Annotated in this window: 24 protein-coding genes; 12 read left to right on the top strand and 12 right to left on the bottom strand. The window is 65.0% G+C overall.

Translation table 11 applies throughout. The annotated features are described in order from the left end of the window. Nucleotides 1–100: 100 nt before the first annotated feature. Entirely contained in the window at nt 101–340 is a 240-nt protein-coding gene (gene rpsR / locus AC628_RS08080) for a 30S ribosomal protein S18 (RefSeq protein ID WP_016844287.1), read from the bottom strand. Nucleotides 341–346: 6 nt separating this feature from the next. Next, nucleotides 347–811, bottom strand: coding sequence for a 30S ribosomal protein S6 (gene rpsF / locus AC628_RS08075; protein WP_029083529.1), 465 nt, complete (start codon nt 809–811; stop codon nt 347–349). Nucleotides 812–1,149: 338 nt separating this feature from the next. Here rpsF and AC628_RS08070 point away from each other — a divergent pair, with 338 nt between their 5' ends. From AC628_RS08070 to gmk, 9 genes are all read left to right on the top strand, one after another. Beyond that, on the top strand, nt 1,150–1,866 hold the full coding sequence (locus AC628_RS08070) for a TetR/AcrR family transcriptional regulator C-terminal domain-containing protein (protein ID WP_074126188.1): 717 nt from the start codon (nt 1,150–1,152) through the stop codon (nt 1,864–1,866). After that, on the top strand, nt 1,863–2,888 hold the full coding sequence (locus AC628_RS08065) for a fatty acid desaturase family protein (RefSeq protein WP_074126187.1): 1,026 nt from the start codon (nt 1,863–1,865) through the stop codon (nt 2,886–2,888). The genes AC628_RS08070 and AC628_RS08065 overlap by 4 nt, the downstream gene beginning before the upstream one ends. Nucleotides 2,889–3,113: 225 nt before the next feature. Further along, a complete protein-coding gene (gene fabD, locus AC628_RS08060; RefSeq protein WP_074126186.1) occupies nt 3,114–4,067 on the top strand; it encodes an ACP S-malonyltransferase in 954 nt (317 codons plus the stop codon). Between the two features lie 18 nt (nt 4,068–4,085). After that, on the top strand, nt 4,086–4,823 hold the full coding sequence (gene fabG, locus AC628_RS08055) for a 3-oxoacyl-[acyl-carrier-protein] reductase (RefSeq protein ID WP_024581467.1): 738 nt from the start codon (nt 4,086–4,088) through the stop codon (nt 4,821–4,823). Between the two features lie 289 nt (nt 4,824–5,112). Then, entirely contained in the window at nt 5,113–5,352 is a 240-nt protein-coding gene (locus tag AC628_RS08050) for an acyl carrier protein (RefSeq protein WP_002716125.1), read from the top strand. 96 nt (nt 5,353–5,448) lie between these two features. Then, complete coding sequence (gene fabF, locus AC628_RS08045; RefSeq protein ID WP_074126185.1) at nt 5,449–6,714, top strand: beta-ketoacyl-ACP synthase II; 1,266 nt, start codon at nt 5,449–5,451, stop codon at nt 6,712–6,714. Nucleotides 6,715–6,939: 225 nt separating this feature from the next. Continuing rightward, complete coding sequence (gene mltG, locus AC628_RS08040; protein WP_074126184.1) at nt 6,940–8,196, top strand: endolytic transglycosylase MltG; 1,257 nt, start codon at nt 6,940–6,942, stop codon at nt 8,194–8,196. Nucleotides 8,197–8,410: 214 nt separating this feature from the next. Then, nucleotides 8,411–9,298: a YicC/YloC family endoribonuclease gene (locus AC628_RS08035; RefSeq protein ID WP_074126183.1), complete on the top strand. Its 888-nt coding sequence runs from the start codon at nt 8,411–8,413 to the stop codon at nt 9,296–9,298. Nucleotides 9,299–9,301: 3 nt separating this feature from the next. Next, nucleotides 9,302–9,955, top strand: coding sequence for a guanylate kinase (gene gmk / locus AC628_RS08030; RefSeq protein ID WP_074126214.1), 654 nt, complete (start codon nt 9,302–9,304; stop codon nt 9,953–9,955). Nucleotides 9,956–10,022: 67 nt separating this feature from the next. On the opposite strand, the gene AC628_RS08025 is transcribed toward gmk, so the two are convergent. The 9 genes from AC628_RS08025 to lptF all read right to left on the bottom strand — a co-directional run bounded on the left by AC628_RS08025 (nt 10,023) and on the right by lptF (nt 21,332). Beyond that, complete coding sequence (locus AC628_RS08025; protein ID WP_074126182.1) at nt 10,023–11,000, bottom strand: hypothetical protein; 978 nt, start codon at nt 10,998–11,000, stop codon at nt 10,023–10,025. A gap of 252 nt (nt 11,001–11,252) precedes the next feature. Then, complete coding sequence (locus tag AC628_RS08020; RefSeq protein ID WP_074126181.1) at nt 11,253–12,464, bottom strand: ABC transporter substrate-binding protein; 1,212 nt, start codon at nt 12,462–12,464, stop codon at nt 11,253–11,255. A 126-nt stretch (nt 12,465–12,590) separates the two neighbouring features. Next, nucleotides 12,591–13,649 (bottom strand): alcohol dehydrogenase, encoded by a 1,059-nt coding sequence (locus tag AC628_RS08015; protein ID WP_074126180.1) that lies wholly within the window; start codon nt 13,647–13,649, stop codon nt 12,591–12,593. A 19-nt stretch (nt 13,650–13,668) separates the two neighbouring features. Further along, nucleotides 13,669–14,523, bottom strand: coding sequence for a 16S rRNA (adenine(1518)-N(6)/adenine(1519)-N(6))-dimethyltransferase RsmA (rsmA, locus tag AC628_RS08010; RefSeq protein ID WP_074126179.1), 855 nt, complete (start codon nt 14,521–14,523; stop codon nt 13,669–13,671). After that, nucleotides 14,524–15,525: a 4-hydroxythreonine-4-phosphate dehydrogenase PdxA gene (gene pdxA, locus AC628_RS08005; RefSeq protein WP_074126178.1), complete on the bottom strand. Its 1,002-nt coding sequence runs from the start codon at nt 15,523–15,525 to the stop codon at nt 14,524–14,526. 17 nt (nt 15,526–15,542) lie between these two features. Then, nucleotides 15,543–16,499 (bottom strand): SurA N-terminal domain-containing protein, encoded by a 957-nt coding sequence (locus AC628_RS08000; protein ID WP_074126177.1) that lies wholly within the window; start codon nt 16,497–16,499, stop codon nt 15,543–15,545. Nucleotides 16,500–16,576: 77 nt separating this feature from the next. Continuing rightward, a complete protein-coding gene (locus AC628_RS07995; protein WP_074126176.1) occupies nt 16,577–18,994 on the bottom strand; it encodes an LPS-assembly protein LptD in 2,418 nt (805 codons plus the stop codon). 77 nt (nt 18,995–19,071) lie between these two features. Further along, nucleotides 19,072–20,169: an LPS export ABC transporter permease LptG gene (gene lptG / locus AC628_RS07990; RefSeq protein WP_074126175.1), complete on the bottom strand. Its 1,098-nt coding sequence runs from the start codon at nt 20,167–20,169 to the stop codon at nt 19,072–19,074. Then, nucleotides 20,166–21,332, bottom strand: coding sequence for an LPS export ABC transporter permease LptF (gene lptF / locus AC628_RS07985; protein WP_050425932.1), 1,167 nt, complete (start codon nt 21,330–21,332; stop codon nt 20,166–20,168). The genes lptG and lptF overlap by 4 nt, the downstream gene beginning before the upstream one ends. Nucleotides 21,333–21,701: 369 nt before the next feature. Here lptF and AC628_RS07980 point away from each other — a divergent pair, with 369 nt between their 5' ends. The 3 genes from AC628_RS07980 (at nt 21,702) to AC628_RS07970 (ending at nt 24,327) form a co-directional block, all read left to right on the top strand. After that, entirely contained in the window at nt 21,702–23,204 is a 1,503-nt protein-coding gene (locus tag AC628_RS07980; RefSeq protein ID WP_074126174.1) for a leucyl aminopeptidase, read from the top strand. Nucleotides 23,205–23,219: 15 nt separating this feature from the next. After that, on the top strand, nt 23,220–23,672 hold the full coding sequence (locus AC628_RS07975; protein ID WP_074126173.1) for a DNA polymerase III subunit chi: 453 nt from the start codon (nt 23,220–23,222) through the stop codon (nt 23,670–23,672). Nucleotides 23,673–23,775: 103 nt separating this feature from the next. Beyond that, entirely contained in the window at nt 23,776–24,327 is a 552-nt protein-coding gene (locus AC628_RS07970) for a hypothetical protein (protein ID WP_083632704.1), read from the top strand. 251 nt (nt 24,328–24,578) lie between these two features. Here AC628_RS07970 and AC628_RS07965 read toward each other — a convergent pair whose 3' ends face one another. Next, nucleotides 24,579–26,444, bottom strand: a complete 1,866-nt coding sequence (locus AC628_RS07965) for an ABC-F family ATP-binding cassette domain-containing protein (RefSeq protein WP_074126172.1) — start codon at nt 26,442–26,444, stop codon at nt 24,579–24,581. Nucleotides 26,445–26,530 lie beyond the last annotated feature (86 nt).

Below are 26,530 nucleotides of genomic sequence, written 5' to 3'. Positions count from 1 at the left end.
TAGGGGTCCTGCTTCGAGAACCCCAACCATCGGCGACCGGACGACCCGGAAGCCTTATGAGAAGAAGCGGCCGGCGGCGTGTGCCGCCGGCCGGAAACTATTAGCGAATGACGTAAGGCAGCAGGCCGAGGAAGCGCGCGCGCTTGATGGCGCGGGCGAGCTCACGCTGCTTCTTGGCGGACACGGCCGTGATGCGGCTCGGCACGATCTTGCCGCGCTCGGAGACGTAGCGCATCAGCAGCTTGGAATCCTTGTAGTCGATCTTCGGCGCATTCGCGCCCGTGAACGGGCAGGATTTGCGACGACGGAAAAACGGACGGCGGGCACCAGCATCAGCCATGATTCATTACTCCTCGGTCGCAGCTTCTTCTTCGCGCGGACGGCGCGGACCACGGTCGCCACGGAAACCACCCTCGCGGTCGCCACGGAAGCCGCCTTCGCGGTCGCCACGGAAGCCACCACCACGGTCATCGCGCTCGCGATCACGGTCGGCCTTGCGCATCATCGCGGACGGGCCTTCCTCGTGCTCTTCGACGCGCACGGTGAGATAGCGGATGACGTCTTCGTTGATCCGCTCCTGGCGCTCGATCTCGGTGACGACAGCCGACGGAGCGTCGATGTTCATCAGCACGAAATGCGCCTTGCGGTTCTTGTTCATGCGGTAGGTGAGGGAGCGCACGCCCCAGCTCTCGGTCTTGGTGACCTTGCCGCCGCCCTGTTCGACGATGCCCGTCATCTGGGCCGTCAGTTCATCCACCTGCTGGGTGCTCGCATCCTGACGCGCGAGAAAAACATGCTCATAAAGAGGCATGGTTGTCCTTTCCTGTGTTGGCGCGGTTTCCGGCGACAAGCCCTTCGAGACCTTCGGAAAGGACTCGAGCTGCTCAGAAGGCGGGAGCACGGGACGACGGGCCGACTGGCCCTGCCACATCAAAATCAACGGGTGAATTTGCTGAGACCGTCCGTTCAGCTCCCAGCCGGAGCCCACGAATGGCGCGCTTATACGGATTTTGGCCGCGAAAGCAAGGGTTCGTGGCGTCCGGATTTGCGGGGGGTCGTAGCCCTCAAGGCCATCAGGCGCAACTCTGCCCGGTTCCCTGTTGATTTCTTTGTTTGTATGTCATACAAATATCTCTGGGAGGATGATCGATGGGTTCGGAGATCGCCAGCGGCATGTCTGCGTCCGATCCGAAGCACGCGGTCCGCGCGACGCGGTCGGCGGGGCGCAAGATGCGCTCGCTGCTGCTCGACGCCGCCAGCCGCCTGTTCAAGGAGCGCGGGCTCTCGGGCACGTCGATCTCCGATATCGCCGCGGCCGCCGACGCCTTTCCGAGCCAGATCACCTATTACTTCCGCACCAAGGAAGCGCTGTTCGTCGAGGCCGCCAGCCGCGACGTGCTCTATCTCGCGCGCGCGACCGAGCAAGCCGCCCTGAAGGCGCACACGCCGCGCGAATACACCCACGCTTTGGCCGAGACCGTAACCGCGACCGACACGGTCGCCTTCTTCGCCGAGGCCCTGACCCTGACGCGGCGCCGGCAGGATCTTGCGCCACTGGTCGAGCGCACCATCGAGCGCCTGCACAGCGAAGGCGCGCGCGCCTATGCGGGCCAGGTCGAGCGGCACGGCTGGCGTTCGCTGCGCGCCCCCGAAGAGAGCTCGAGGCGGTTCTGGGCGATTGCGATCGGCGTGATCGTCGAAGGTTTTGCGACGGGGCGCGGTGCCGAGGAGATGTGCCGCGAATTGCTGCGCGCTCTCGGCGAGCAGGCCACCGCAACATCGAGTTCGACCAATGATGCGACGCGGCTGCGCCTGGTCGGCGATCGCGACACTGCACCCTCAACGGACGGGGAGACAAGCTCATGACCGCGCTTCGGATGCGTGCCCGCGATTTCCTCACCGAAGACGAACTCGTGGCGGTGCGCGAGCGCACGACGTGGAAGGGCGTGGCCCTGATCGTTCACGCCTGGGCGCTGATCCTGGGCGCGATCGCGCTGGTGGCGTGGTGGCCCAATCCGCTGACCTATCTGCTCGCGGTCGCGATCATCGGCTCGCGCCAACTCGGCCTTGCCATCCTGATGCATGACGGCGCACACGGCTGTCTCTCGGCGGACGAAAAGACCAACCTCACGCTGAGCCAGTGGTTCTGCGCCTATCCGATCTTCGCCGAAACCCGCGGCTATCGCCGCTATCATCTGCAGCATCACGCGCGGACCCAGCAGGAGGACGATCCGGATCTCGTGCTGTCGGCGCCGTTCCCGATCACCAGGATGAGCTATCGCCGAAAATTCCTGCGCGACATCACCGGGCAGACCGGCTACCAGCAGCGCAAGGCGCAACTGCTCAACGCGATCGGGCCGAAGGAGTGGCCGCTGTCGCAGCGCGCCGCCAATTTCTGGCAGAAGCTCGGGCCGCAATGCGTCACCAACGCGCTGCTGTTCGCGGGCCTTGCCGCCGCGGGCGTGTGGTGGGCCTATCCGCTGTTGTGGCTGGTGCCGCTTTTGACCTGGATGATGGTGATCACGCGCATCCGCAACATCGCCGAGCATGCGGTGGTGCCCGACAGCTCCGATCCCCTGCGCAACACCCGCACCACACGGGCCAACGTCCTCGAGCGGCTGTTCATCGCGCCGTACTACGTGAACTATCACCTCGAGCATCATCTGCTGTTCTACGTGCCCTGCTACAACCTGCCGCGTGTCCACCGCATCCTCTGCGGAAGCCGCTATGCCGACCGGATGGAGGTGCAGCCGGGCTACGCCGCCGTGCTGCGGCTGGCGACCGCCAGGCCCGCCCAAGAGGATCGCCCGGGGCAATTGGTCAACAGCGCCCGCCGGGCGCGGGCCGGCGCCAAGGTTAACGCCGACCAGAATGCTGGCGGATTCTAGGGCCGGACCGGTTCGGCATCCCCAGGGGTTCCGCCCACGCGGCTTGACATCGCGCCCCCCCAACGGTGTCTTACGGCCCGGTCCGAGGCCGGTTGCACTACTTGGTGCGAGAGATTGGCCCGGACCCGCCGTGGCGCGTTTCGCGCAACGCGGATACCGTTTTCCCCTGCGGCAGGCGCATTGGCGCCTGCGCGGAGATCACGCTCAACAAGGTAGGGATCGCCGATGACGGCAGCATTTACGTTTCCCGGGCAGGGCTCGCAGGCGGTTGGCATGGGCAAGGCGCTGGCCGACGCCTTTCCGGTCGCCAAGGCGGTGTTCGACGAGGTCGATGCCGCGCTGGGCGAGAAGCTGACCGCGATCATCTGGGATGGTCCCGGGGAGACGTTGCAGCTCACCGAAAATGCCCAGCCGGCCCTGATGGCGGTCTCGATCGCCACCTTGCGCGTGCTCGAGAGCGAGGCCGGCTTCTCGGTCGGCCGCAACGCGGCGTTCGTTGCCGGGCACTCGCTCGGCGAGTATTCGGCGCTGGCCGCCGCCGGCAGCCTGACCGTCAGCGACACCGCGCGGCTGCTGCGCACCCGCGGGCTGGCGATGCAGAAGGCGGTGCCGGTCGGCGCCGGTGCGATGGCTGCGCTGCTCGGCCTCGATTACGAGGCGGCGGTCGCGGTCGCCAATGAGGCGGCACAGGGCCAGGTCTGCCAGGCCGCCAACGACAATGGCGGCGGCCAGGTGGTGGTCTCCGGCGACAAGGCCGCGGTCGATCGCGCCGTCGAGATCGCCAAGACCAAGGGCGCCAAGCGCGCCATGCTGCTGCCGGTGTCGGCGCCGTTCCACTGCAAGCTGATGCAGCCGGCTGCCGATGCGATGGCAGAGGCGCTGTCCGGCGTCACCATCAAGGCGCCCGCGGCGCCGCTGGTCTCCAACGTGCTGGCATCGGCCATCACCGATCCCGACGAGATTCGCCGTCGCCTGATCGAACAGGTCACGGGCACCGTTCGCTGGCGCGAGTCGGTTGCCTATATGGCCGGGCAGGGCGTGACGCGGTTCTTCGAGATCGGTGCCGGCAAGGTGCTGAGCGGCCTCGTCAAGCGCATTGCGGACGGCGCGGTCGGCGTGTCCGTCGGCGGTCCGAACGATATTGCTGCAGCCAAGGACGCGCTGGCAGCGTCGGCTTAAAGCCGGGAGGGGAATTCGATGTTTGATCTGACTGGCAAGACCGCACTCGTCACCGGCGCAACCGGCGGTATCGGCGGTGCGATCGCCCAGGCGCTGCACGCCCAGGGCGCGACCGTTGCGATTTCGGGAACGCGGCGCGAGGTGCTGGACGGCTTCGCGGCCAAGCTCGGCGAGCGGGTGCATGTGCTGCCGTGCAATCTCTCGAGCAAGGACGATGTCGAGGCGCTGGTGCCGGCAGCGGAAGCTGCGATGGGGCAGGTCGACATCCTGATCGCCAATGCCGGCATCACCCGCGACAATCTGTTCGTGCAGTTGCGCGACGAGGATTGGGACGACGTCATCGCGGTCAACCTGACCGCGACCTTCCGCCTGGCGCGCGCGGCGACCAAATTGATGATGCGCAAGCGCTTCGGCCGCATCATCGCGATCACCTCGATCGTCGGCGTCACCGGCAATCCGGGGCAGGGCAACTACACCGCGTCGAAGGCCGGCATCATCGGCCTGATCAAGACGCTGGGCGCCGAATACGCCAAGCGCGGCGTGACCGCGAACTGCATCGCGCCGGGCTTCATCAAGACGCCGATGACCGATGCGCTGAACGACAAGCAGCGCGAAACCATCCTGGCGAAGGTTCCTGCGGCGCGGCTCGGAACGCCCGAGGATATTGCTGCGGCAGCGGTCTATCTGGCCTCCAACGAGGCCGCCTACGTCACCGGACAGACGATTCACGTCAACGGTGGGATGGCCATGATTTGAGCTACTTGCCGGTTCTCGCAATGCGGCGAAAAGCCGTTTTCGGGAGCCGGTTCAGGCGTGTAGTCAAGGCTTTGGAAGTATGGTAGCTGAACCCCCCGTGGATGGGCGAAGAACGCCATTGCAGGATTTTGAAACCCTGTATATTGGCGTGGCGACGCCTGCCGTTCGCCGGGGCTTTAGTCGGCTACGACCGGGCCGAATCAAGACTATGCGCGACTGAGTAATCGAGACGACCACGATGGCTCGTATCGTCTTGGGGTCGGGTCCAATGGAACAACGAGGTTGAACGATGAGTGAGATTGGCGAGCGGGTTAAGAAGATTGTGGTCGAGCACCTTGGTGTCGAACCCGAGAAGGTGGTCGATAGCGCGAGCTTCATCGATGACCTCGGCGCCGACAGCCTCGACACGGTCGAGCTCGTGATGGCTTTCGAAGAAGAATTCGGTTGCGAGATTCCCGACGACGCGGCGGAGACGATCCTGACCGTGGGCGACGCGACCAAGTTTCTTGAGAAGAACGCGAAGAGCTGACGCCGATCGCGAAGTTGACGGGGCCGGACGGACCGCGATCGAGCGGTCCCCCGGCTTCTTACTATTAGCCGCGCATTGCTGGCCGGAGACGTGGAAATGAGACGAGTTGTCGTCACGGGGCTGGGCATGCTTACACCGCTCGGCTGCGGCGTTGACGCAACTTGGGCGCGCATCCTTGCCGGAGACAGCGGCGGCAAGAAGATCGACACCTTCGAAGTGTCCGACCTGCCGAGCCAGGTCGCCTGCTACATTCCGCGCGGCGACGGCTCCAACGGCACCTTCAATCCCGATCAGTGGATGGAGCCGAAGGACCAGCGCAAGGTCGACGACTTCATCGTCTATGCGATGTGCGCGGCCAAGCAGGCGCTCGACGATGCCGACTGGCATCCGAAGTCCGATGAGGACCAGTTCGCGACCGGCACGATGATCGGCTCCGGCATCGGCGGCCTCACCGGCATTGCCGAGACCGCGGTGCTCCTGAAGGAGCGTGGACCGCGCCGGGTCTCTCCCTTCTTCATTCCGGGCCGCCTGATCAATCTGGCGTCCGGCTACGTCTCGATCGAGCACGGCCTGAAGGGTCCCAATCATGCGGTCGTCACGGCGTGCTCGACCGGCGCGCATGCGGTCGGCGATGCGGCGCGGCTGATCGCGCTGGGCGATGCCGAGGTGATGGTCGCGGGCGGCGCCGAATCGCCGATCTCCCGCATCGGCATCGCCGGCTTCTGTGCGGCGCGTGCGCTGTCCACCGGCTTCAACGACACCCCGGAAAAGGCATCGCGGCCCTACGACAAGGATCGCGACGGCTTCGTGATGGGCGAGGGCGCCGGCGTTCTCGTGCTCGAGGAATATGAGCACGCCAAGCGGCGTGGCGCGAAGATCTACGCCGAGGTCACCGGCTACGGCTTGTCGGGCGATGCCTTCCACATCACCTCGCCGCCGCCGGACGGCAATGGCGGCTTCCGCAGCATGAGCATGGCGCTGAAGCGCGCCGGCCTCGTCGCATCCGATCTCGACTACATCAATGCGCACGGCACCTCGACGCAGGTCGGCGACGAGATCGAGCTCGGTGCCGTCGAGCGTCTGCTCGGCAATGCGGCCTCGAAGGTTTCGATGTCGTCGACCAAGTCCGCGACCGGACATCTGCTCGGTGCGGCCGGCGCGATCGAGGCGATCTTCGCGATCCTGGCGATTCGCGATAACGTGGTGCCGCCGACCATCAATCTCGACAATCCGTCGGTGCAAACCGCGATCGATCTTGTGCCGCATACGTCGCGCAAGCGTGACGTGAATGTGGCGCTGTCCAATTCCTTCGGTTTCGGCGGCACCAACGCCTCCGTGATCGTGCAGCGTGTGACCAATTAGTCGGTCTTTGGAGCGTTTTCGAGCGAAGTGGGTACCGGTTCGCGTGAAGAAAACGCGTCAAAACAAGAATCTAAAGTCCCGTTCCGATTCAGTCGGAACGGGACTTTAGAACTAGTCCACCGTTTTGCCGTATTCCGCGGTGACTCCTAATAGCGGGCGTATGCTATTGGCAGGGCAGGGGTTTGTCCGGCCACGATTCAACCGGCAGGATATTGGTTTGCATCGATGAGTGAGAGGCCGCCCATTTCACCAAGGAGTCCACGTGCCGCGCTGGAGCCTGAACAGGTTCCGCCGCCGCCCAAGCGCTCGGATCGTGCCCGCAATCCCTTCGTGATCGTCGGCAATGCCATCTTCACCATCCTGATCATCCTGATGCTCGGCGCCGGAGCGACCTACTACTACGGCAAGCAGGCGCTGGAATCGCCGGGACCGCTGCAGGAAGACAAGATCGTCAACATCCCGGCGCGCGCCGGCAAGCGCGACATCGCCGACGTGCTGTTGCGCGAGGGCGTGATCAACGTCAATCCGTGGGTCTTCATCGGTGGCGTGTTTGCGCTGAAGGCGAGCTCCGACCTCAAGCCCGGCGAATATTCGTTCCAGAAGAATGCGAGCCTGCGCGACGTCATCGCCACCATCGTCGACGGCAAGGTGGTGCAGCACGCCATCACGATTCCGGAAGGCCTGACCTCGGAGCAGATCGTGACGCGGCTCTCCGACAACGACATCTTCACCGGCTCGGTGCGCGAGATTCCGCGCGAGGGCACGCTGTTGCCGGAGACCTACAAATTCCCGCGCGGCACGACGCGCGACCAGGTGATCCAGCGCCTGCAGCAGGCGCAGAAGCGCGTGCTCGCCGAGATCTGGGAGCGCCGCAACACCGACACGCCGCTGAAATCGCCGGACCAGCTGGTGACGCTGGCCTCGATCGTCGAGAAGGAAACCGGCCGCGCCGACGAGCGCAGCCGTGTCGCCGCCGTGTTCGTCAACCGCCTGCGGCAGCGGATGAAGCTGCAATCCGATCCGACCATCATCTACGGGCTGGTGGGCGGCAAGGGCACGCTGGGACGCCCGATCAAGCGCAGCGAGATCACGCAGCCGTCGCCCTACAACACCTATGTGATCGACGGCCTGCCGCCCGGACCGATCGCCAATCCCGGCCGCGCCTCGCTGGAGGCGACCGCCAATCCGGCGCGCACGCGCGACCTGTTCTTCGTTGCCGACGGAACCGGCGGCCACGCCTTTACCGAGACCTACGACCAGCACGCCAAGAACGTCGCCAAGCTGCGTGCGTCGGAAAAGCAGATCCAGAACGACACCGTCGAGCCCGCGGATGATCCGGCGCCTGCCGCCGCTGCGCCCGGGGCGGCCGACACCAATCCGACGGCGACGACGCCGCCGAAGCCCACCAATCAGAAGAAGCCGCCGCGCGGTCGCCAGGGCGCAGCCCAGCAGACCAATTCGCCGCCGGTCGTGCAGCGCTAAAGCGCGATGCGATCATTGCGCTTTAGCTTCTTGTTTGGGCATGATCTTTCGGAAGACTGCTTCACAGGTCTCCGGATCATGTTCTAGCTCTGCGTTTCCCGAAGGTGGACGTAATTCCACTTTCACGGAATCCGTTTTAAGGTCGTAACGGCTGCCCACGAGTCTCGGAAGGCTCCGGGTTGGTCCCATATCCTTCTGTTGGAGAGTTTACGCGATGGCGCTGTCGAGCATGACTGGCTTTGCCCGGAGCCATGGCGCAAGCGGTCCCTATGCGTTCGAGTGGGAGCTGAAATCGGTCAACGCCAAGGGCTTTGACCTGCGCTTGCGGCTGCCGCCCGGCTGGGACGAACTGGAAGCCTTGGCCAAGAAGCGCGCCGGCGAACTGCTGTCGCGCGGCACGGTCTACGCCAACCTCACCGTCAAGCGCACCGATGCGGCGCAGACGATCCGCATCAACGAGGACGTGCTCGCCGCCGTCGTGAAGGTCGCAGGTGAGCTGGCGCAGCGGATCGACGCAGTGGCGCCGAGCATCGACGGACTGCTCGGCATCAAGGGCGTCATCGAGGTGGTCGAGCCCGACAGCAACGAGGACGACGACAAGGCGGCCCGCGAGGCTGCGGCGATCGCCTTCGAGCAGGCGCTCACGAGTCTCGTCGAGATGCGTCGCCGCGAGGGCGATGCGCTGGGCCAGATCCTGATGCAGCGGATGGACGAGATCGAGAAGCTCGCCAAGCGCGCCGAGGCGGCGCCCGGCCGCAAGCCCGAAGCGATCAAGGCCCGGCTCGCCGAGCAGATCGCGGCGCTGCTCGAGACCTCCGATCGCTTCGATGCCGATAGGCTGAGCCAGGAGGCGATCCTGATCGCCACCAAGGCCGATATCCGCGAGGAGCTCGATCGCATCGCCTCCCACATCGGCCAGGCGCGCGAGATGATCGGCAAGGGCGGCCCGGTCGGGCGGCGGCTCGACTTCCTCGCCCAGGAGTTCAACCGCGAGGTCAACACCTGCTGCTCGAAGTCGAACGACGTCGAACTGACCAATACCGGGCTCGAGATGAAGAACGTGGTCGAGCAGTTCCGCGAACAGGTCCAAAATCTGGAGTGAATGATGACGGCGCAGGGTTTTGACGGCGTTGAGCGGCGCGGACTGATGTTCGTCCTGTCGTCGCCCTCGGGCGCCGGCAAGACGACGCTGTCGCGCATGCTGCTCGAGCGCGAGCCGGGACTGAAAATGTCGGTGTCGGCGACGACACGGCCGATGCGGCCGGGCGAGGTCGAGGGCCGCGACTATTTTTTCGTCGACAAGAAGAAGTTCGAGAACATGGTTGAGCAGGGTGAACTGCTCGAATGGGCGACCGTGTTCGACAATCTCTACGGCACGCCGCGCGCTCCGGTCGAGGCCGCGCTATCGGTGGGGCAGGATGTGCTGTTCGACATCGATTGGCAGGGCACCCAGCAGCTTCATCAGAAGGCCAGCGTCGACGTCGTGCGGGTGTTCATCCTGCCGCCGTCGGCCGCCGATCTCGAGAAGCGATTGCATACGCGGGCGCAGGATTCGGAAGAGGTCATCCGCGGACGGATGAACCGCGCCAGTCATGAGTTGAGCCACTGGGCGGAATACGACTACATCGTCGTCAACCAGAATGCCGACGACGCCTTTGCCGAGGTGCAGTCGATCCTGAAAGCCGAACGTCTCAAGCGTGAGCGTCGCACCGGCCTCACCGAATTCGTGCGTGGCCTGCAGCGTCAGCTCGAGAAATAGCCCGCGCGATCGTGATGCGATCGCAACGGATCGCATCACGTCTCATTTTCTTATTCCAGAACCAGCACTAGTTCGCCGCGCTGCGCGCCAGCCGCTGCAGCATCGCCGCGATCTGCTTGTTGTCCTGCTCGGTCTGCCCCGGATCACGCGCCGCCTCACGGCGAGCAACCGGCGTCTCGGCGTGGCGCGGAACGGGGGTCTCCGCACGGCGCGGTGTTGCCTCCGACAGACGCAGCGGACGGTCACGGCCGACGACGGACATCGGCGGGGCCGGCTCGGTGTGGAGCGAATCCCAAGGTGCACGCCACTCATCGCTGATCTGGTAGGGCGGCGTCCGCGTGCGCGTCAGCCGGAACACCAGCGCGCTGACGAGGCCCGCGAGCGCCAGGGCACCGACCATCACGATCAGCAGCATTTGTGTCGATGATGACTTCTCGGCGGAGGCCTCGGCCGTAGCGGCGAAGGCTGATGCTGGCGCGGCCGCTTGTTGCGGCGTCGTGTCGGCCTGCGCGACCACGGTCGGCTGGTCTGCCGCGTGCCGGGTGCCGTTGGTTCCGGCCATGCTGGATGCATCCAGCCACCGCGCGTTCACCTCCGACGGCTGGGCGTTGGCGCCGGCAGGCGCCGCTGTCGCGGCCGGATCGGCCGGCGCTGCCACGCCGCTGGCCTGTGCTGCATCGGGGCTTGCCGCTGGCGCGGCTGTGGCCTGCGGCGAGGGCCACTCGGCATGGGCATTGGCGACTGATTTGCGCATCGCGGGCGGCGGCACCACGGTCGCCGGCTGGCTCTGTGGCGGCGTCGCGTCGGCGGCGGTCGCGGTGTCCTGCGCGGCTGCCGCAGGCTGTTGCTGCGCGGTGGCGGGCTTGGCGACAACCTTGTTCCTGGCGTCACCGAGATACCAGCACTTCTTCTGGGTGCTGCGGTCGAGGTGATAGAACCAGTGACTCCCCGCCGGCGCGGTTCCCTTCGGCGCGGCCTGACAGGTGTCCGCCGTCTTGGCATCCGCCGTGTTGGTGCTCGCGGTATTGGCGGCGGTCTGCGCCATGGCGCCGAAGCTGGCGCCCCCCCAAGATGCTCGCGGCAAGCGCCGCAGCGAATTTCGCTGAACGATTTGACATACACGTCCCCGGTATTTCTTTTTTTACGCAAACGCTGGTGAAACCAATCTCGGCAAAGAGTTGGGTCGCAATGCGCCGCAAATCCGGAACGGGTAGGGCTTAATTGGGGCTCGCGGCGTGTCGCAATTGCGGCGAGCCGGAGGCCGAGGAACCTGCTTGTTGGTTGCGCTCGGGTACGCCTAGTTGCTCTCGAGCACGTCGCTGAACAGCACGTAGCGCTGGCCGTTGAAACGAACCAGACGCATTTGCTTGATCGGCCGCAGGTCGGTCGGCGAGGTCCGCAGGCGGATGCCGGGCAGCAGCAGCGGCAGCTCCATGTCGAGATGCGAGGCCTGCTTCATGACGTTCTCGCGCGTCAGGTCGTTGCCGCACTGCTTGAGGATCTGCACCACCGCGTAGCCGATGTTGTAGCCGTAGGGTGCGTAGTAGTCGCTCTTGTCGACATGCGGGTTGTACTTGTCCATCCAGACGTTCCAGGCCTGCATGGCCGGATCGTCCTTCCACTGCGGATCGGCAGGGTCTTTCTGGTAGGCCGCGGAGATCACGCCCTTGGCGGCCTCGAAGCCCGCAGGACGGATCGCGCCCGCGATCGAGGAGCCGATACTGGAGAGGAATTCCTGCGGGTGCCAGTCGATATCGTAGGCCTTGCGGATCGCCTGCGCCGCGAATTTCGGCACCGCGGCGATGAACAGCACGTTGGCGCCCGCGGCCTTCAGCGACACGATCTGCGAATCCACGGTGGGATCGCTGGTGTTGTAGGCCTGCTGCGATACGATCATCGTCGCGGCCTTGTCGCCGAGCCCGCGCTTGAAGCCGAGTATGTAGTCGCGTCCGAGATCGTCGTTCTGCGCGAGGATGCCGATCCTGGCGTCCGGCAGCGTCGACAGGATGTACCGGGCGTAGATCTCGCCCTCGGACGCGTAATGCGGCGTCCAGCTCATCGTCCACGGATAATGCTCGGGATCGTTGAAGACCGTAGCGCCTGATCCGACGAACAGATGCGGCACCTGCTTCTGGTTGATGTATTTGACGACCGCCATGTTCGGCGCGGTGCCGACCGGGTTGACGAGGAACAGCACCTCGTCGCTCTCGATCAGGCGGCGGATCTGCTCGACCGTCTTCGGCGGGCTGTAGGCATCGTCGAGGCTGATGAAGTTGATCTTGCGGCCGTTGACGCCGCCCTGATCGTTGATCATCGCGAAATAGGCGGTGATCGAGATCGCGCCGGCCGAATAGGCCGACGCCGGACCGCTATAGGGCGTCGTGGTGCCGATCTTGATACTGCTGTCGGTGACGCCGGGCCCGTAATGCTGTTGCGCAAGGGCCGGCGTCACGGCAAGGGCGAACGCGAGCGCCGCCCATGCCTGGATCGTCGAACGTATCCTCCTCATTCGCGTCCTCCCCCATTCCTGTCGGGCGAGGCCGGCGGGACGTCGGCTAAAGCGCGGGGACGCGCTTTAGCGTCCTAAGAGCATGATCTATTCGGAAAACCGCTACGCACTTTTCCGGATCATGCTTTAATTCTTCAGAACAATGCGTCCCACGACTTTTCCGGCCCGCAATTCATCGATCCATTTCTGGACGTCGGCCATCGGCTCTTCCTTCATCGGCGTCGGCTTGATCTTGCCGGCGCGGGCGAGCGCCATCAGTTCCTGGCCTTCGGCAAGCGTTCCGACCATGAAGCCTTCGATGGTCATGCGCTTGTAGACCCACTGCACCATCGGCAGCGTGAACTGGCCGCCCATCAGGCCGGACACCACGATCTTGCCGCCGCGTGCCACCGTCGACACCGCAAACGCCATCGACCTCTCGTTGCCGGCAAAGTCGACGACGCCGTCGAAGCCGCCATCGCTCTCCTTCAGCATGCGCTTGACGACGTCGGGCTCAGCCGGATCGTAGGCGGCCGCAGCACCGCTCTTCAGCGCGGTCTCGCGCGCCGCGGGGCTGAGATCGGCGACCGTGATCGGCTGCTTGAACATCGCCTGCGCGAACGACAGGCCCATCATGCCGACGCCGCCAAGACCGATCAGCAGCAGATTGCGCTGGCGCGGACGATCGACCAGGCGCTTCAGCGCGCCATAGGCGGTCACGCCGGAGCACATCAGCGTGGCGGCCTGGTTGACCGGTAGCGGATCGTAGTCGAGCAGGTATCTTGCGTCGGGCACCAGCACGTGGGTTGCGAAACCGCCGTCGATGGAGACGCCGAGGAAGCGTTGCTTGACGCAGAGATTCTCGTCGCCGGCGAGACAGTCGCGGCACTGGCCGCAGCCGATCCAGGGGAAGACGGCCTTCTTCGTTCCGACCAGATCCTTCGGCGCATCGGGACCGACCTCGTCGACCACGCCTGCGATCTCATGGCCGAGCGTGAAGGGCAGGGTCATGCCGCGGGTGGTGTCGAGCTTCTTGCCGCCGCCGAGATCGGCGTAGCCGTCCTGGATGTGGAGATCGGAATGGCACAGGCCGCAGCGCTCGATGCGCACCAGCACTTCGCGTCCCTGGGGCTTCGGCGTGTCGACGATGGTTTCGCACAGCGGCGCATCGAATTTGACGAGGGATTGGCGAACCATACGCGCCATTACGTTTTCTCCTGTTGTTCTATTTTGTGGACCGTATATCGGCCAATTCCCGCGCCATGGCAACAAAGCCCGCGACCGGAATGGTTTCGGCGCGCCGGGTCGCGTCGATATCGGCTGCGGCAGCAAGCCGCGCCGGATCGACCGACAGCGATTTCAGGCTTTGGCGCAGCATCTTGCGGCGCTGGCCGAACGCGGCTGCCGCGACCTGCTCGAGCATGCGGCGGTCGCACGGCTCGGGCGCGGTGCGCGGGATCAGGCGGACCACCGATGACGTGACCTTCGGCTGCGGCACGAAGGCTGCGGGTGAGATGTCGAACAGGATCTTGGTTTCGGCGCGCCAGTTGGCGAGCACCGCGAGCCGGCCATAGGCCTCCTCGTCTTCATGGGCCACGATGCGCTCGGCGACCTCGCGCTGGAACATCAGCACCATCGTGTCGTACCAGGGCGGCCACGGCTCGATCGACAGCCAGTCGACCAAAAGCTGGGTTGCGATGTTGTAGGGCAGGTTGGCGACAATCTTGGCCTTGCCGCCATCAAGCAAGGGACGGGGATCGAAATGCTGCGCGTCGCCATGCACGATCTCGATGCGGCCGGGGTAGCGCTTGACGATGTAGCCCAGTGCGTCGATCGCACGCTCGTCGCGCTCGACCGCGATCACCCGCTTGGCACCCATCGCCAGTAGCGCGCGCGTCAGTCCGCCGGGACCGGGCCCGACCTCGATCACCGTGCAGTCTTCCAGCGGGCCCGCGGCGCGGGCGATGCGCGCGGTGAGATTGAGATCGAGCAGGAAATTCTGACCGAGCGATTTGCGCGCCGACAGCGAATGCTCGCGAATGATGTCGCGCAGCGGCGGCAGATCGTCGATCGCGCTCACTCAGCTTGACGCCGCGGCCATCCGCGCGGCGAGCCGCAGCGCGGCGATCAGGCTCGAGGGATTGGCCTTGCCGGTGCCGGCGATGTCGAATGCAGTGCCGTGATCGGGCGACGTGCGGACGAACGGCAGTCCGAGCGTGACGTTGACGGCGTCCTCGAACGCTACGGTCTTGATCGGGATCAGCGCCTGGTCGTGATACATGCAGATCGCGCAGTCATAGGTCTTGCGCGCGGCCGCGTGGAACATGGTGTCGGAGGGCAGCGGGCCGCGGACGGCAACGCCGTCGCGGCGCAGAATATCGACCGCGGGCGCGACGATCTCGACGTCTTCCATGCCGAGCGTGCCGTCTTCGCCGGCATGCGGGTTGAGGCCGGCGACGGCAAGCCGCGGCGAAGCGAGGCCGAACCGCGCCATCATGTCCGCGACCGCGATCCGCGCGGTCGACACGATCAGGTCGGTCGACAATTGCGCCAGCGCCTCGCGGACCGACACATGGATGGTCACCGGGACGACGGCGAGCGCCGGCGACCACAGCATCATCACCGGCTGCGGCGCGGCCCCGCCGCGGGCGGCAAGCTCGGCGAGGAATTCGGTGTGGCCGGGATGACGGAAGCCGGCGCGGTACAGCACGTTCTTGGCGATCGGATTGGTGACGACCGCGCTGGCCTTGCCGGCGGCGACATCGGCGACGGCCCGGCGGATCGACGCCAGTGCGGCGTCCGCGCTCGTCCCGTCGGGTTTGCCCGGTTGCGCCGTCGCCGCCTTGCCGGTCGCAACGACGGGAAGGGCCCGTTCAAACGCCGCGGATGCCTCTTCAGCGCTGACCTCGGCAAGCTCCACCGCAAGCCCGAGCGTCCTGGCGCGCTCGGCCAGCGAGGCGGGGTCGCCAAGCAGGTAGAACGGCGGCAGATCGAGTTCGCGGCGGCGCAGCCATGCGGCGAGCGTGATGTCGGGGCCGATGCCTGCGGGCTCGCCGGATGTCAGTGCGAGAGGTTGAGCCATGCGTCAACGATAGTCGATCACCGCCCGCCTGGATATTCGATCATCGCGGCTTTCCGGACTTCCTGCAGATAGGCCTTCGACTTCGCTTCGTACTTCTGCACGTACATCTTATCCCGCATTTCACGCTTCTTGGGCGTGTCCACGGTGGTTGCCTTCCGGCCGCAGAGGGCGACCATCTCGATGCCCTGCTTGGTGAGCTCGGGAGGGGTGAGGTGGCCGACCGGGGTCTTGTCCAGGATGTCGCGCAGCGACTGCGGCAGGTCCGCCGACGTCTTCACGACGATCTCGCGGATCGCTGCGTTGCGCATCGACTTGAAGAAGGTGTTGGCTTCCTCGCAACTGGTCACGCGCTCGCGCAGGGAGTCGGCCTCCTTGCGGCGGCTCTCGAACTCGGATTGCGGCGAGCCGCGGGGCACGATCAGAACGATCGGCTGCATCCTGTACTCGAATGCCTCCGCGTCCGCAGCCTCACCGGTCTCCTTGACCGCGGTGGCGACGTCCTTTTCGCCAACCTGCAGGCTTTCCTTGAAGCGGCCGCGGACCAGGCTGGTCCAGACCATGTCGGCCCTGATGCGCTGCTTGAGCGTATCGGGGCGGATGCCTTTGCTCTCGAGCACCTTGGTCAGCTGATCGTTGTTCAGCCGCATTCGTTGCGCCATGCCGCCGTAGGACTGTTCGATGTCGTTGGCGGTGGGATCGACGCCGAATTTCTTGGCTTCCTTTATCTTCAGCTTCTCGTCGATCAAGTCTTGGAGGACGGCCTTTCGATCCGGGGCCTTGCCGCCGGTCAGGGCGTTAAGCTTGGCGCGCTGCTCGATGTCGAAATTGGTGATCGGCTCGCCATTGACCATCACGGCGATGGTCTGGGCGTGCAGGCGCGCAGCGCCCCCCAGCAGGAGGAAAAGAGCCAGCAGGGAGCTCAACACGAGCGAATGGCGGCGCGTTGGCGGGCTAGCGGTCGTTGGTATGGTCATGTCTGCCGTTTAAACCAATTCAAGCCGGGGCCACAGGCCCGCGGGCAATACAAGCCCCCTGGTAGGCCCCTCACTTGCTACTGCATGCCAGCCGAACTGCTGGTCGTGGAGGTCTGGGCGATCGTCCGCAGCCCGATCTGGAACATGATCGCGTGGCTGAGGACGGGCGGCTGCGAACCGGCCTGGTAGGTATAGGACGTGACGTAGTTGGCAGCCAGCACGAAGCAGTCGTCCACATAGCCCGCGCCCAAGGCATACTGGTTGATCTTGTTCGCTTCAAGATCCCAGCGCGCCGCGCCTTGAACCACCCAGTTCGAGGCCACCTTGACCGAACCGCTGGTGAGGATGCCCTCGCGGCGCGTCAGGTAGCCGAGTTCCGGCTGCGCCGCGTAATCGCCATACGTCACGGCGACCGACCAGCGGTCGAAATTCGCGCTCGCCGTGGCCTCGAACCGGTTGATGTTCCAGGTCGCTTCATCCATCCGCGAGCGGACGCTGAAGGTGTAGGTGCGGTTGGGCGAGTAGGCGAGGCTTGCGACGTAGTCCGAGCGCGGGTTCTGCAGGCCGGAGTCGATGCCGGTGTTGGTGACGTCGGCGACCGCGAACGAGTTCATCCCGAACATCTGGTAGGACTGTCCGAACATCCCCTTGATGGCGCCGCCGTGGTCGAACTGCGTGGTGGCCTGCACGCCGACATTGGCGCGGCTGCCGCCCTCGACGCGGTCGTAGCCGGAGAACTTGTCGACTGCGAACAGGTTGCTGGTATCGAACACCAGGCTCTGCGCGTCCTCGTTCGGAAGCTTGCCGGCATTGGGTTCGTTGGGCCGGATGATGACCTGCGCAATCGGCTCGACGGTGGTCGTGCCCCACGGCTGCACATTGATGAAGGGGTAGCGGTATTCGAGGCCGACGGTCGGCATCAGGCGGACCGTCTGGGTGTCGCCGACCGGCAGGTAGTTGGAGACGCCCGGCTGGTTCGATATGTCGGCGTTGATCGCATCGGCGCGGACGCTGGCAAATGGCGTCCAGATCTGGCCGAACGGGTCGGTGTACGATTTACGCCACTGCGCCTCGGCCGTCAGGCGGGTGTAGGTGCCCGGCATGCCGCGCAGCAGGCACTGCGACGGTGTACGCGCCATCGGATCGGCCGATGTGGTCAGGCACAGGCTGTTGGTGTTGGCAGTCGTCGTGATCGGATCGAACACCGCGGTTTCGCGGGTCAGGTTGACGAAGTTCATCTTGTAGCTGAACTCGCCGCCCAGGATATTCTGGTTGATCACGTTGTTGTAGTCGATCACCGGCGCGACCACCGGAACCTGGTTCTGGTTACCCGAGTAGCTGAGATAATAGATCGCGCGCGCATCGAAGAAGCTGCGGTTGCCGACCCCGGTCAGATAGAGCTGCGAGATCGCTTCCGTCGGCAGCGACAGGAACGATCCGAACGGGTCCTTGTACTGGGCGAGCCGGTAGTCGGACATGAAGAAGTAGTCGGACAGCAGGACGCCGTCCCAGCCCCAGACCCATTTGTCGTTCAGCGCGAACTGGCCCTTGGTGTCAACGCCCCAGCGGAACTGGCGGTCGCCCGGCTGGCCGGTAAACTGCTTCTGGTCGAGCTGGTCGATGCCGTAAAGCCGGATCTGATAGGAGCCGTCCGCGAAGCGTTGGCGGAATTCGGTCTGCAGCAGCACGCCCTGCTTGGACGTGATGCGCGGACTGAAGGTCGCGTCCATGTCAGGCGCGATCGCCCAATAATAGGGGATTTCGACGCCGTAGCCGAACGCCGTGTAGCTGGTGAAGCCCGGCATCAGGAAGCCGCTCTTGCGCTTCACGGTCGGATCGGGCGTCGAGAAGTAGGGCAGATACGCCATCGGAACGCCGAAGAACTCGAGCTGGGCGTTCTCGAAATAGAGCATCTTCTCGGTCTGGTTGTGGATGATGCGCGCGCCCTTGACCTGCCAGAGCGGCGGCTTCTTCGGATCATCCTTACAGGGTGCGCAGGCGGTATAAACGCCGTTGTCGAACACCGTGTAGTTGCCGCTGGACCGATCGGCGCGGGTCGCCGCCATGCGGGTCTGGTCTTCAGTATCGACGCGTAGCGAATCGACGAACCCATCGCGGTAGTCGTCGCTGAGATCCAGGATGTTGGCGTAGGTGATCTTGCCTTCCGCATCGGTCATGCGGATGTTGCCTTCGGCATGAAGACGCTTGGTCTTCTGGTCGTAGATGACCTTGTCGGCCTCGACGCTGGTGCCGTTGTAGAACATCTGGACGTTGCCGACCGCCGAGATGCGCGAGTTGTTGTAGTCGTAATCGACCTCGGTCGCCTGAACGAGCATCTGCCCGTCATTCTTGGCCGGCGGACGGACCGGCTTCGGCGGACGCGGATTGTAGGTGAACGCCTGCGCGGCAGCCGGCGTCGACGTGACGACGTCGAGTGCGCTGACCACGACGAACGCGGCGAAGAGAGCGGAAATCGAAACGCCAAACGCGGCCATGCGGCTTCGTTGCGGGCGCAGGGCACTGCGCCGCCCGAATGCAGGCGACATCAACTGGCGGGCGGCGACAGTAGCCACTACCCGTCCTCCTGGTACAGCAAGGCTAAGAAACCGGTGAGGCTACCCACGACGACGGGCAACCACGCCGCAGCGATGGGATGCATCAACTCAGCCTTGCTCAAATCTTCAGTTACTTTCGACAGCACGTAGAGCAGAAAGCCTGCGCCCACGCCACTCAAAACCATCTTCTGCACGCCGCCCATCCGAAAGAAGCGGAGGCTCACAGAAGCCGCCAACATCACCATCGCAGCCAGCAAAAATGGCTGTGCGATGAGCTTGTGATACTGCAAGCGATAGCCAGCCGTCGCGAACCCAGAGCTCTCCGATGAGCGGATGTAGTTCGGCAGTTGCCAAAAGGACACAGTTTCGGGGGTGGAGAAACTGTTGCGCACCTGTGCCGGGGTGAGGGTGGTGGTCAAATAGAAGGTGTCCTGGTCCACCGGAGCCTTGTCGAGGGTGTATCGGCGTACTCCCGTGAACACCCAGCGGCCCTCTTCGAGCGTTGCTTCGCGGGCCTCGATTCGTTCCTTGAACTGCAACGCCGTATCGAATCGGAACACCGTGAGGCCGGTCAGCCGCACGCCCTGCTGTTCGCTGCGCGCCGCATTGATGATCGCCTGGCCCTCGTCATTGATCTGGTTGAGCCAGAATCCCGACGCGTCCTGAATGCCGCCACCCGGCGCAGAGCCGAACAGTTCGGCCTCCATCCGTTTGGAGAGCTCGCGCAGATTGGCCGACACCGGATTGTAGGCGGTGGTCGCAAAGATGCCGAGCACGATCGCGCTGGCCAGCGCCGGCGAGATGAATTGCCAGGCTGAGACGCCGGCGGCGCGCGCCACGACGAGCTCCAGCCGCCGCGACAACGCGAGATAGCAGGTCATCGCGCCAATCAGCACGCAGAACGGCATCAGCTTTTCGAGCAATTGCGGCACGCGGAACAGCGAGGTCTCGGCGACGGTGATGGCGGAGGCGCCGACCAGGCCGGACGTCTTGCGCACCATCTCGATATAGTCGACCAGCACGAGCAGCACGAAGATGCCCGCGAACACGCCGACTGCCGCGATCACGAATCGGCCGGCGAAATAGCGGCCGAGCGTATTTGTGACCATGCTCATGCGGTTGCCGGCCTTCGGAAGAGGCGCGCAATGCGCTCGTTGTTCCTGTTGATCGCTTCCATCAGCCGCGGCGGCGGCTCGACGACCACGCCGCCGATGATCATCCAGAGGCCGACGCCGATGCCGCCGAACAGCATCAGATATTGCACGAGCGCTGCGATCGGCGTTTTCACCGCGACCACCGAGCAGGCGAATCCGACCATGCGCAGGCCGAACACCGCAAATACCGAGCCGCCGATCGAGAAGTTGCGGCTCTGGCGCGTGGTGCGCGGCGCGCCGAGGAAGGCAAAGGTGAGCGCCGCGAACGCGAACGGATAGAGCGGTGCCATGAAGCGATCATGCAGCTCCGCGAAGAATTGGCCTGACAGCTGCTGATAGGTCTGATCGTTCTCGTCCGGCCACATCAGCTCCCAGAGGTAACGCTCGCGAATTCCGAGCGTGACGTCGCGCCCTTGCGAGAATTTCGACATGTCGAACGCGTAGCGCTGAAACACCACCAGCGTCGGATCGCGCTTGCCGACTTCGAATCGCTCGAGATTGCCGTCCTCCAGCACAAGATACGAGCCGCTCTCGTTCTTGAGCACGGTGCCGTGATCGGCGACGATGGTGACGCGCTGCTGCGGATCGCGGCGATCGTCGACGAAAACGCCGCCGAGCACGCCGCCGGGCAGGCGCTCGCGGATCCGAATCGTCAGGTTCTGGTCGAGCTGGGCGAAGCGGCCGGGCTGCAGGATGTTGGTCAGGACGTCGGCGGTGATCTCGGCATCCCACTGCTTGATCCGGCGCATGCCGTCGGGCGCGAGATAGGCGCCGATGAAGGCGACCAGTGCCGCCACCACGCAGGTGGCGTAGAAGAATGGGTAGAACAGCCGGAACGGCGAGAAGCCGGCCGCGTTCATGACGATGATTTCGGAATCGGTCGCGAGCTTGTTCAGCGTGTGCGAGATCGCGATCATCAGCGCGATCGGGGCGATGATCAGGACGAGGGCAGGGATCACGAGGCCGGTGATGCCGAGGAAGGTGAGGATGGTCTGACCCTGGCTGGTCATCAGGTCGATGCCGCGCAACGCCTGGGTAATCCAGATCACCCCGGTGAGGCTGACCAGGACAAGCGCAAACGACGCCAGCGTCGTTTTGAAGATGTACTTGTCGACCGACCCCATCGCTACCGCACGACCCCTACGTCCCCCTTGGCGCAACCAAACGCACGGCTTTCGACCAATCCCGTCAACCCGGGTTCCCCTATGGTCGAGCCGCGGACCCGTCCGGCTCACTCTCTGTTCACACTCTCACTACCATCCCTTTGATCCGTCAACAAAATGGCCGGGCCAAGGCACGCTTAATTTATGGTTAATTAATCGCTTTTGTGGCCTTCCGGCCACTCCCGCGCTTGGCAGCGGCGCAGCCGGCAGGTCATAGTGTGTCACAAGCCCGGTCCGGGGCGTTCCGGACCGCCATCGCAATGCTCACCCCGCGTGCCGGAAGGACCGTCTCAGGTCCGAGCAACACCCTGAGTTCTGGAGGATTTTCCTATGTCCGACGCCGTCAAGGTCGGCTTTGTCCCATTCTCCGCGTCCGCTCGCGGCATCCTGGTCGCCTTTTGCGACGAGCAATTGAAGCTGGGGGCTGCCACAAGGAAGGCGCTGGGAGCCGCCGCGGAGACGGTCAAACGGGCCGCCGCCGCCAACCAGTTCAAGGGTAAGAGCGGGGCGGCCCTGGACATCCTGGCGCCGGAGGGAATCAAGGTTGACCGGCTGATCGTGATCGGCACCGGCAAGGCGGCCGACCTCAAGGAGAAGGATCTTCTCAAATTCGGCGGCGTGGTGGCCGGCAAGCTCAATGCCGGCAGCGTCGCGATGACCGTCCTCGCGGAACTGCCCGATGCTGCAATGACCGCCGCCCAGGCGGCCACGATTGCCACCGGCATCCGCCTGCGCGCCTACAAGTTCGACCGCTACAAGACCAAGAAGAAGGACGGCGAGGACGGCGCCGTGCGGGCCGAGGTCTCCATCGCGGTCGACGACGTCGCGTCTGCGAAGAAGGCGTTTGCGCCCGAATCGTCGATCGTCGATGGCGTCAATCTGGCGCGTGAGCTCGTCAACGAGCCGCCGAACGTGCTGTACCCCGAGGAGTTCGCGCGCCGCGCCAGCCAGCTCCGCAAGCTCGGCGTCACCGTCGAGGTCCTCGACGTCAAGGCGATGACCAAGCTTGGCATGGGTGCGCTGCTCGGCGTCGGGCAGGGCTCGGTACGGCCCAGCCGCACCGTGATCATGCGCTGGAACGGCGGCAAGAAGAGCGAGGCGCCGGTCGCGTTCGTCGGCAAGGGCGTCTGTTTCGACACCGGCGGTATCTCGATCAAGTCGGCCGGCGGCATGGAGGATATGAAGGGTGACATGGGCGGCGCGGCCTGCGTGGTCGGGCTGATGCACGCGCTCGCGGCGCGCAAGGCCCGCGTCAACGCAGTCGGCGCCATCGGCCTCGTCGAGAACATGCCCGACGGCAATGCACAGCGTCCCGGCGACATCGTCACCTCGATGTCCGGCCAGACCATCGAAATCATCAACACCGATGCCGAGGGGCGCCTCGTGCTCGCCGACGTGCTCTGGTACGTCGCCAAGAAGTGCAAACCGAAGTTCATGGTCGATCTCGCGACGCTGACCGGCGCGATCATGGTCGCGCTCGGCACCGATCACGCCGGCATGTTCTCCAACAATGACGAACTCGCCGAGCGTCTCGCGAAGGTCGGCCTCGAGACCGGGGAGAAGGTGTGGCGCATGCCGCTCGGTCCCGAATACGACAAGCAGATCGACTCGCAATTCGCCGACATGAAGAACACCGGCGGGCGCAATGGCGGCTCGATCACGGCCGCGCAATTCCTGCAGCGCTTCGTCGACGGCACGCCCTGGGCCCATCTCGACATTGCCGGCACGGCGATGGGCGCGCCGAAGACCGAGATCAACCAGAGCTGGGGTTCAGGTTACGGCGTCCGGCTGCTCGAGCGGCTCGTCTCCGATTATTACGAAGCCAAGAAGTAGAGTGTCAGCCGTCGCATGACCGAGGTTCTGTTCTACCATCTGCAGAACATGACGCTGGAGAGCGTGTTGCCGCCGCTGCTTGAGAAGTCACTCGAGCGCGGCTGGCGCGTGGTCGTGCAATCAACGTCGCAGGAGCGCGCCGAGACGCTCGACGCACATCTGTGGACCTACAGCGACGATTCGTTCCTGCCGCACGCAAGCGCGCGCGTTGCCGACGCGCAGGACCAGCCGATCATTCTGTCGATCGAGGAGGGCAATCCCAACCGGGCCAACGTCCGCTTCCTGGTCGACAACGCGGCGCTGCCGGCCGACTGCGACAGCTACGAGCGGGTGGTCCTCGTGTTCAACGGCGACGATCCCGACGCGGTGGCCGCGGCCAGGGAGAGCTGGACCGCCTGCAAGGCACGGGGCTTCGAGGTCACCTATTGGCAGACCGACGAGCGGGGACGCTGGCAGCGGCGCCAATAGCGATATCGACAAATTAATGATAATTCGACGTTTCCCGGGGCGGGTCACGGTCATGCCGCAAAGTGATGTTCGGACAACCCCTTAGGTATAGGGGTTAGGAGCCTTGTCGATCGTGCGAGACGGAACATTCACTCGGAAGTCGCTGCTGGCCCTGCTGGTGCTTGCACCTGGCCTTGCCGGTTGCTCGAGCGCATCCGACATTTTCTCGCGCGATGCAGACTGGTTCTCGCGGCCCGGGCGGGTGTTCATCCGCAACATCTCGATCGAATCGCCGCCGCTGACGCCGGACAAGCCGGTGACCAACGACGACCTCGTCAGTGCCGACGGCAGCTGTCCAGGCATGGCGCCGCCACCGGGGGCTGCCGATGCGAACGCGCAGGCTCCCGGTGCCCCGCCGCCGCAGCCGACCGGCGGCAATGTCGCACTCGGCCATACCGAATGTGACGTCGTGCGCGGCATCGGCGCCCCCGACAGCGTGAACCTGTCCAGTGGGACGGGCGGTGAGCGCGTCGCGGTGGTGACCTGGTCGCGCGGCGCGCGCGCCGGTATCTACACCTTCACGTCGGGACGCCTGACGTCGGTCGAGCGTGGTCCGGATCCTGTGCCGGAGCCGAAGGTCGCGAAGCCGAAGAAGAAAAAGACCGCGCACGGTTAGGGCATTTTTGCCGCAGCAGCAGGTCGATGGCCTGCACGCGCGGGCATGACACCAGACGAATGGGAGCCCACGGCTCCCTCCACACGTCGTCCCTGCCGAGTGCGCAATTGCGCACGGGAGCAGGGACCGATACTCCGCGGCGGATGCGGACTCGTCGTTCGGCGATCGCGCAACAATGACCATCTGTGGTTATGGGTCCCTGCTTTCGCAGGGACGACACCGAACATGCGGCTCCGCGCGGTGGATCAAATCTAGTTCGCGGCCTCGTCGAGTTCGGCGCTGGCGTCCAGCCATTCTTCCTCGGCGCGTTGCAGCGCGCTCTCGGCGCCGGCGCGCGCCTTGGTCAGCTGTGCGGCCTGCTTGGGATCGCGGGTGAAGATATCGGGCAGCGCGAGCGCGGTATCGATCTTGGCGATGATGCCGTTGATGCGCTCGATCTCGCTCTCGGCTTGCGCGATCCGCTGTCGGGGTGAAACGCGCCTTTCATTGCGAATGCGCTCGGGCTTTGCGGCGATCTCCCTGGCGCGCTCGCGTGAGGCCGTCCGTCCGTCATTGGCCGAGAGGATCATGCGGCGATATTCGTCGAGATCGCCGTCATAGGCCGTGACGGTCTGGTTCGCCACGACCCACAACCGGTCGGCGCAGGCCTCGATCAGATAGCGATCGTGCGAGACCATGATGATGGCGCCGGGGAATTCGTTGATCGCCTCCGCCAGTGCCGCGCGGCTGTCGATGTCGAGATGGTTGGTCGGCTCGTCCAGGATGATCATGTTGGGGCCGTAGAACGTCGCAAGCCCGAGCAGCAGCCGCGCCTTCTCGCCGCCCGACAGGCTCTTCACCAGCGTGTCGCCGGCCTTGCCGGAGAAGCCGATCGCGCCGACGCGGGCGCGCACCTTGCTCTCCGGTGTCTCGGGCATCAGCTTGCGGATGTGATCATAGGGCGAGCCGTCGAGATTGAGCTCGTCGACCTGGTGCTGGGCGAAATAGCCGACCGACAGCTTATCCGCCTTTGTGATCCTGCCCGAGAACGGCGCGAGCTTGCCCGCCAGCAGCTTGACCAGCGTCGACTTGCCGTTGCCGTTGGAGCCGAGCAGCGCGATGCGGTCGTCGGTATCGATGCGCAGCGTGACGCGGTTGAGCACAGGCTTGCCCGGCTCGTAGCCGACCGAGACATCATCGACCGCAATGATCGGCGGCGACAGCAGCTTCTCCGGTGTCGGGAAGGAGATCTCGTGAACGTCCTGGGTCACCAGTGCGGTGATCGGCTTCATCCGCTCCAGCATTTTCACGCGCGACTGCGCCTGCCGCGCCTTGGAGGCCTTGGCCTTGAAGCGGTCGACGAAGTCCTGCAGGCGCTTGCGCTCATCGGCCTGCCGCTTGGCGTGCTTGGCGTCGAGCAATTCGCGCGCGGCGCGCTGTTCCTCGAAGGAGGAATAGGTGCCCTTGTAGAGCGTCAGCCTGCCGCGATCGAGGTGCAGGATCTGATCGACCGAGGTGTCCAGGAGATCGCGGTCGTGGCTGATCACGATCACCGTGCGCGGATAGTTGGCGAGGTGGTTCTCGAGCCACAACGTGCCTTCGAGATCGAGATAGTTGGTCGGCTCGTCCAGCAGCAGCAGGTCGGGCGCGGAGAACAGCGTCGCCGCCAGCGCGACGCGCATGCGCCAGCCGCCGGAAAATTCCGCGCAGGGCCGCGCCTGGTCCGCGGTCGAGAAGCCGAGGCCGGAGAGGATCGCCGCAGCGCGGGCAGGGGCGGAGTGGGCGTCGATGTCGACCAGCCGGGTCTGGATCTCGGCGATCCGATGCGGGTCGTGCGCGGTCTCGGCCTCGCGCAGCAGCGCGTCGCGCTCGAGGTCGGCCTTCAGCACGACGTTGATCAGGCTTTCCGGCCCGTCGGGTGCTTCCTGCGCCAGGCTGCCGATCCGCCAGCGCGGCGGCAGCGCGATGCTGCCGCTCTCGGTCGGGAGGTCGCCCCGAATGGCATGAAACAGCGTCGATTTGCCGACGCCGTTGCGGCCGACAAATCCGACGCGGGCTCCGGGCACAATTTGCACGGAACTATGATCAATCAGCAGCCGTCCGGCGATCCGGACCGAGATGTCAGTGATGGAGAGCATGCAGCGTTGTCACCGGACCCGCTGCCAAACGCAACCCGTCTACTCGTAAAAATCTCTCCGGACGGCTGTTGCAAAAACGCAATGGC

Source organism: Bradyrhizobium sp. NAS96.2 (assembly GCF_001908235.1).
Lineage (GTDB): Bacteria > Pseudomonadota > Alphaproteobacteria > Rhizobiales > Xanthobacteraceae > Bradyrhizobium.
Note: the sequence above shows the minus strand (reverse complement) of the source record. Positions and strands in the feature narration are given on the sequence as shown.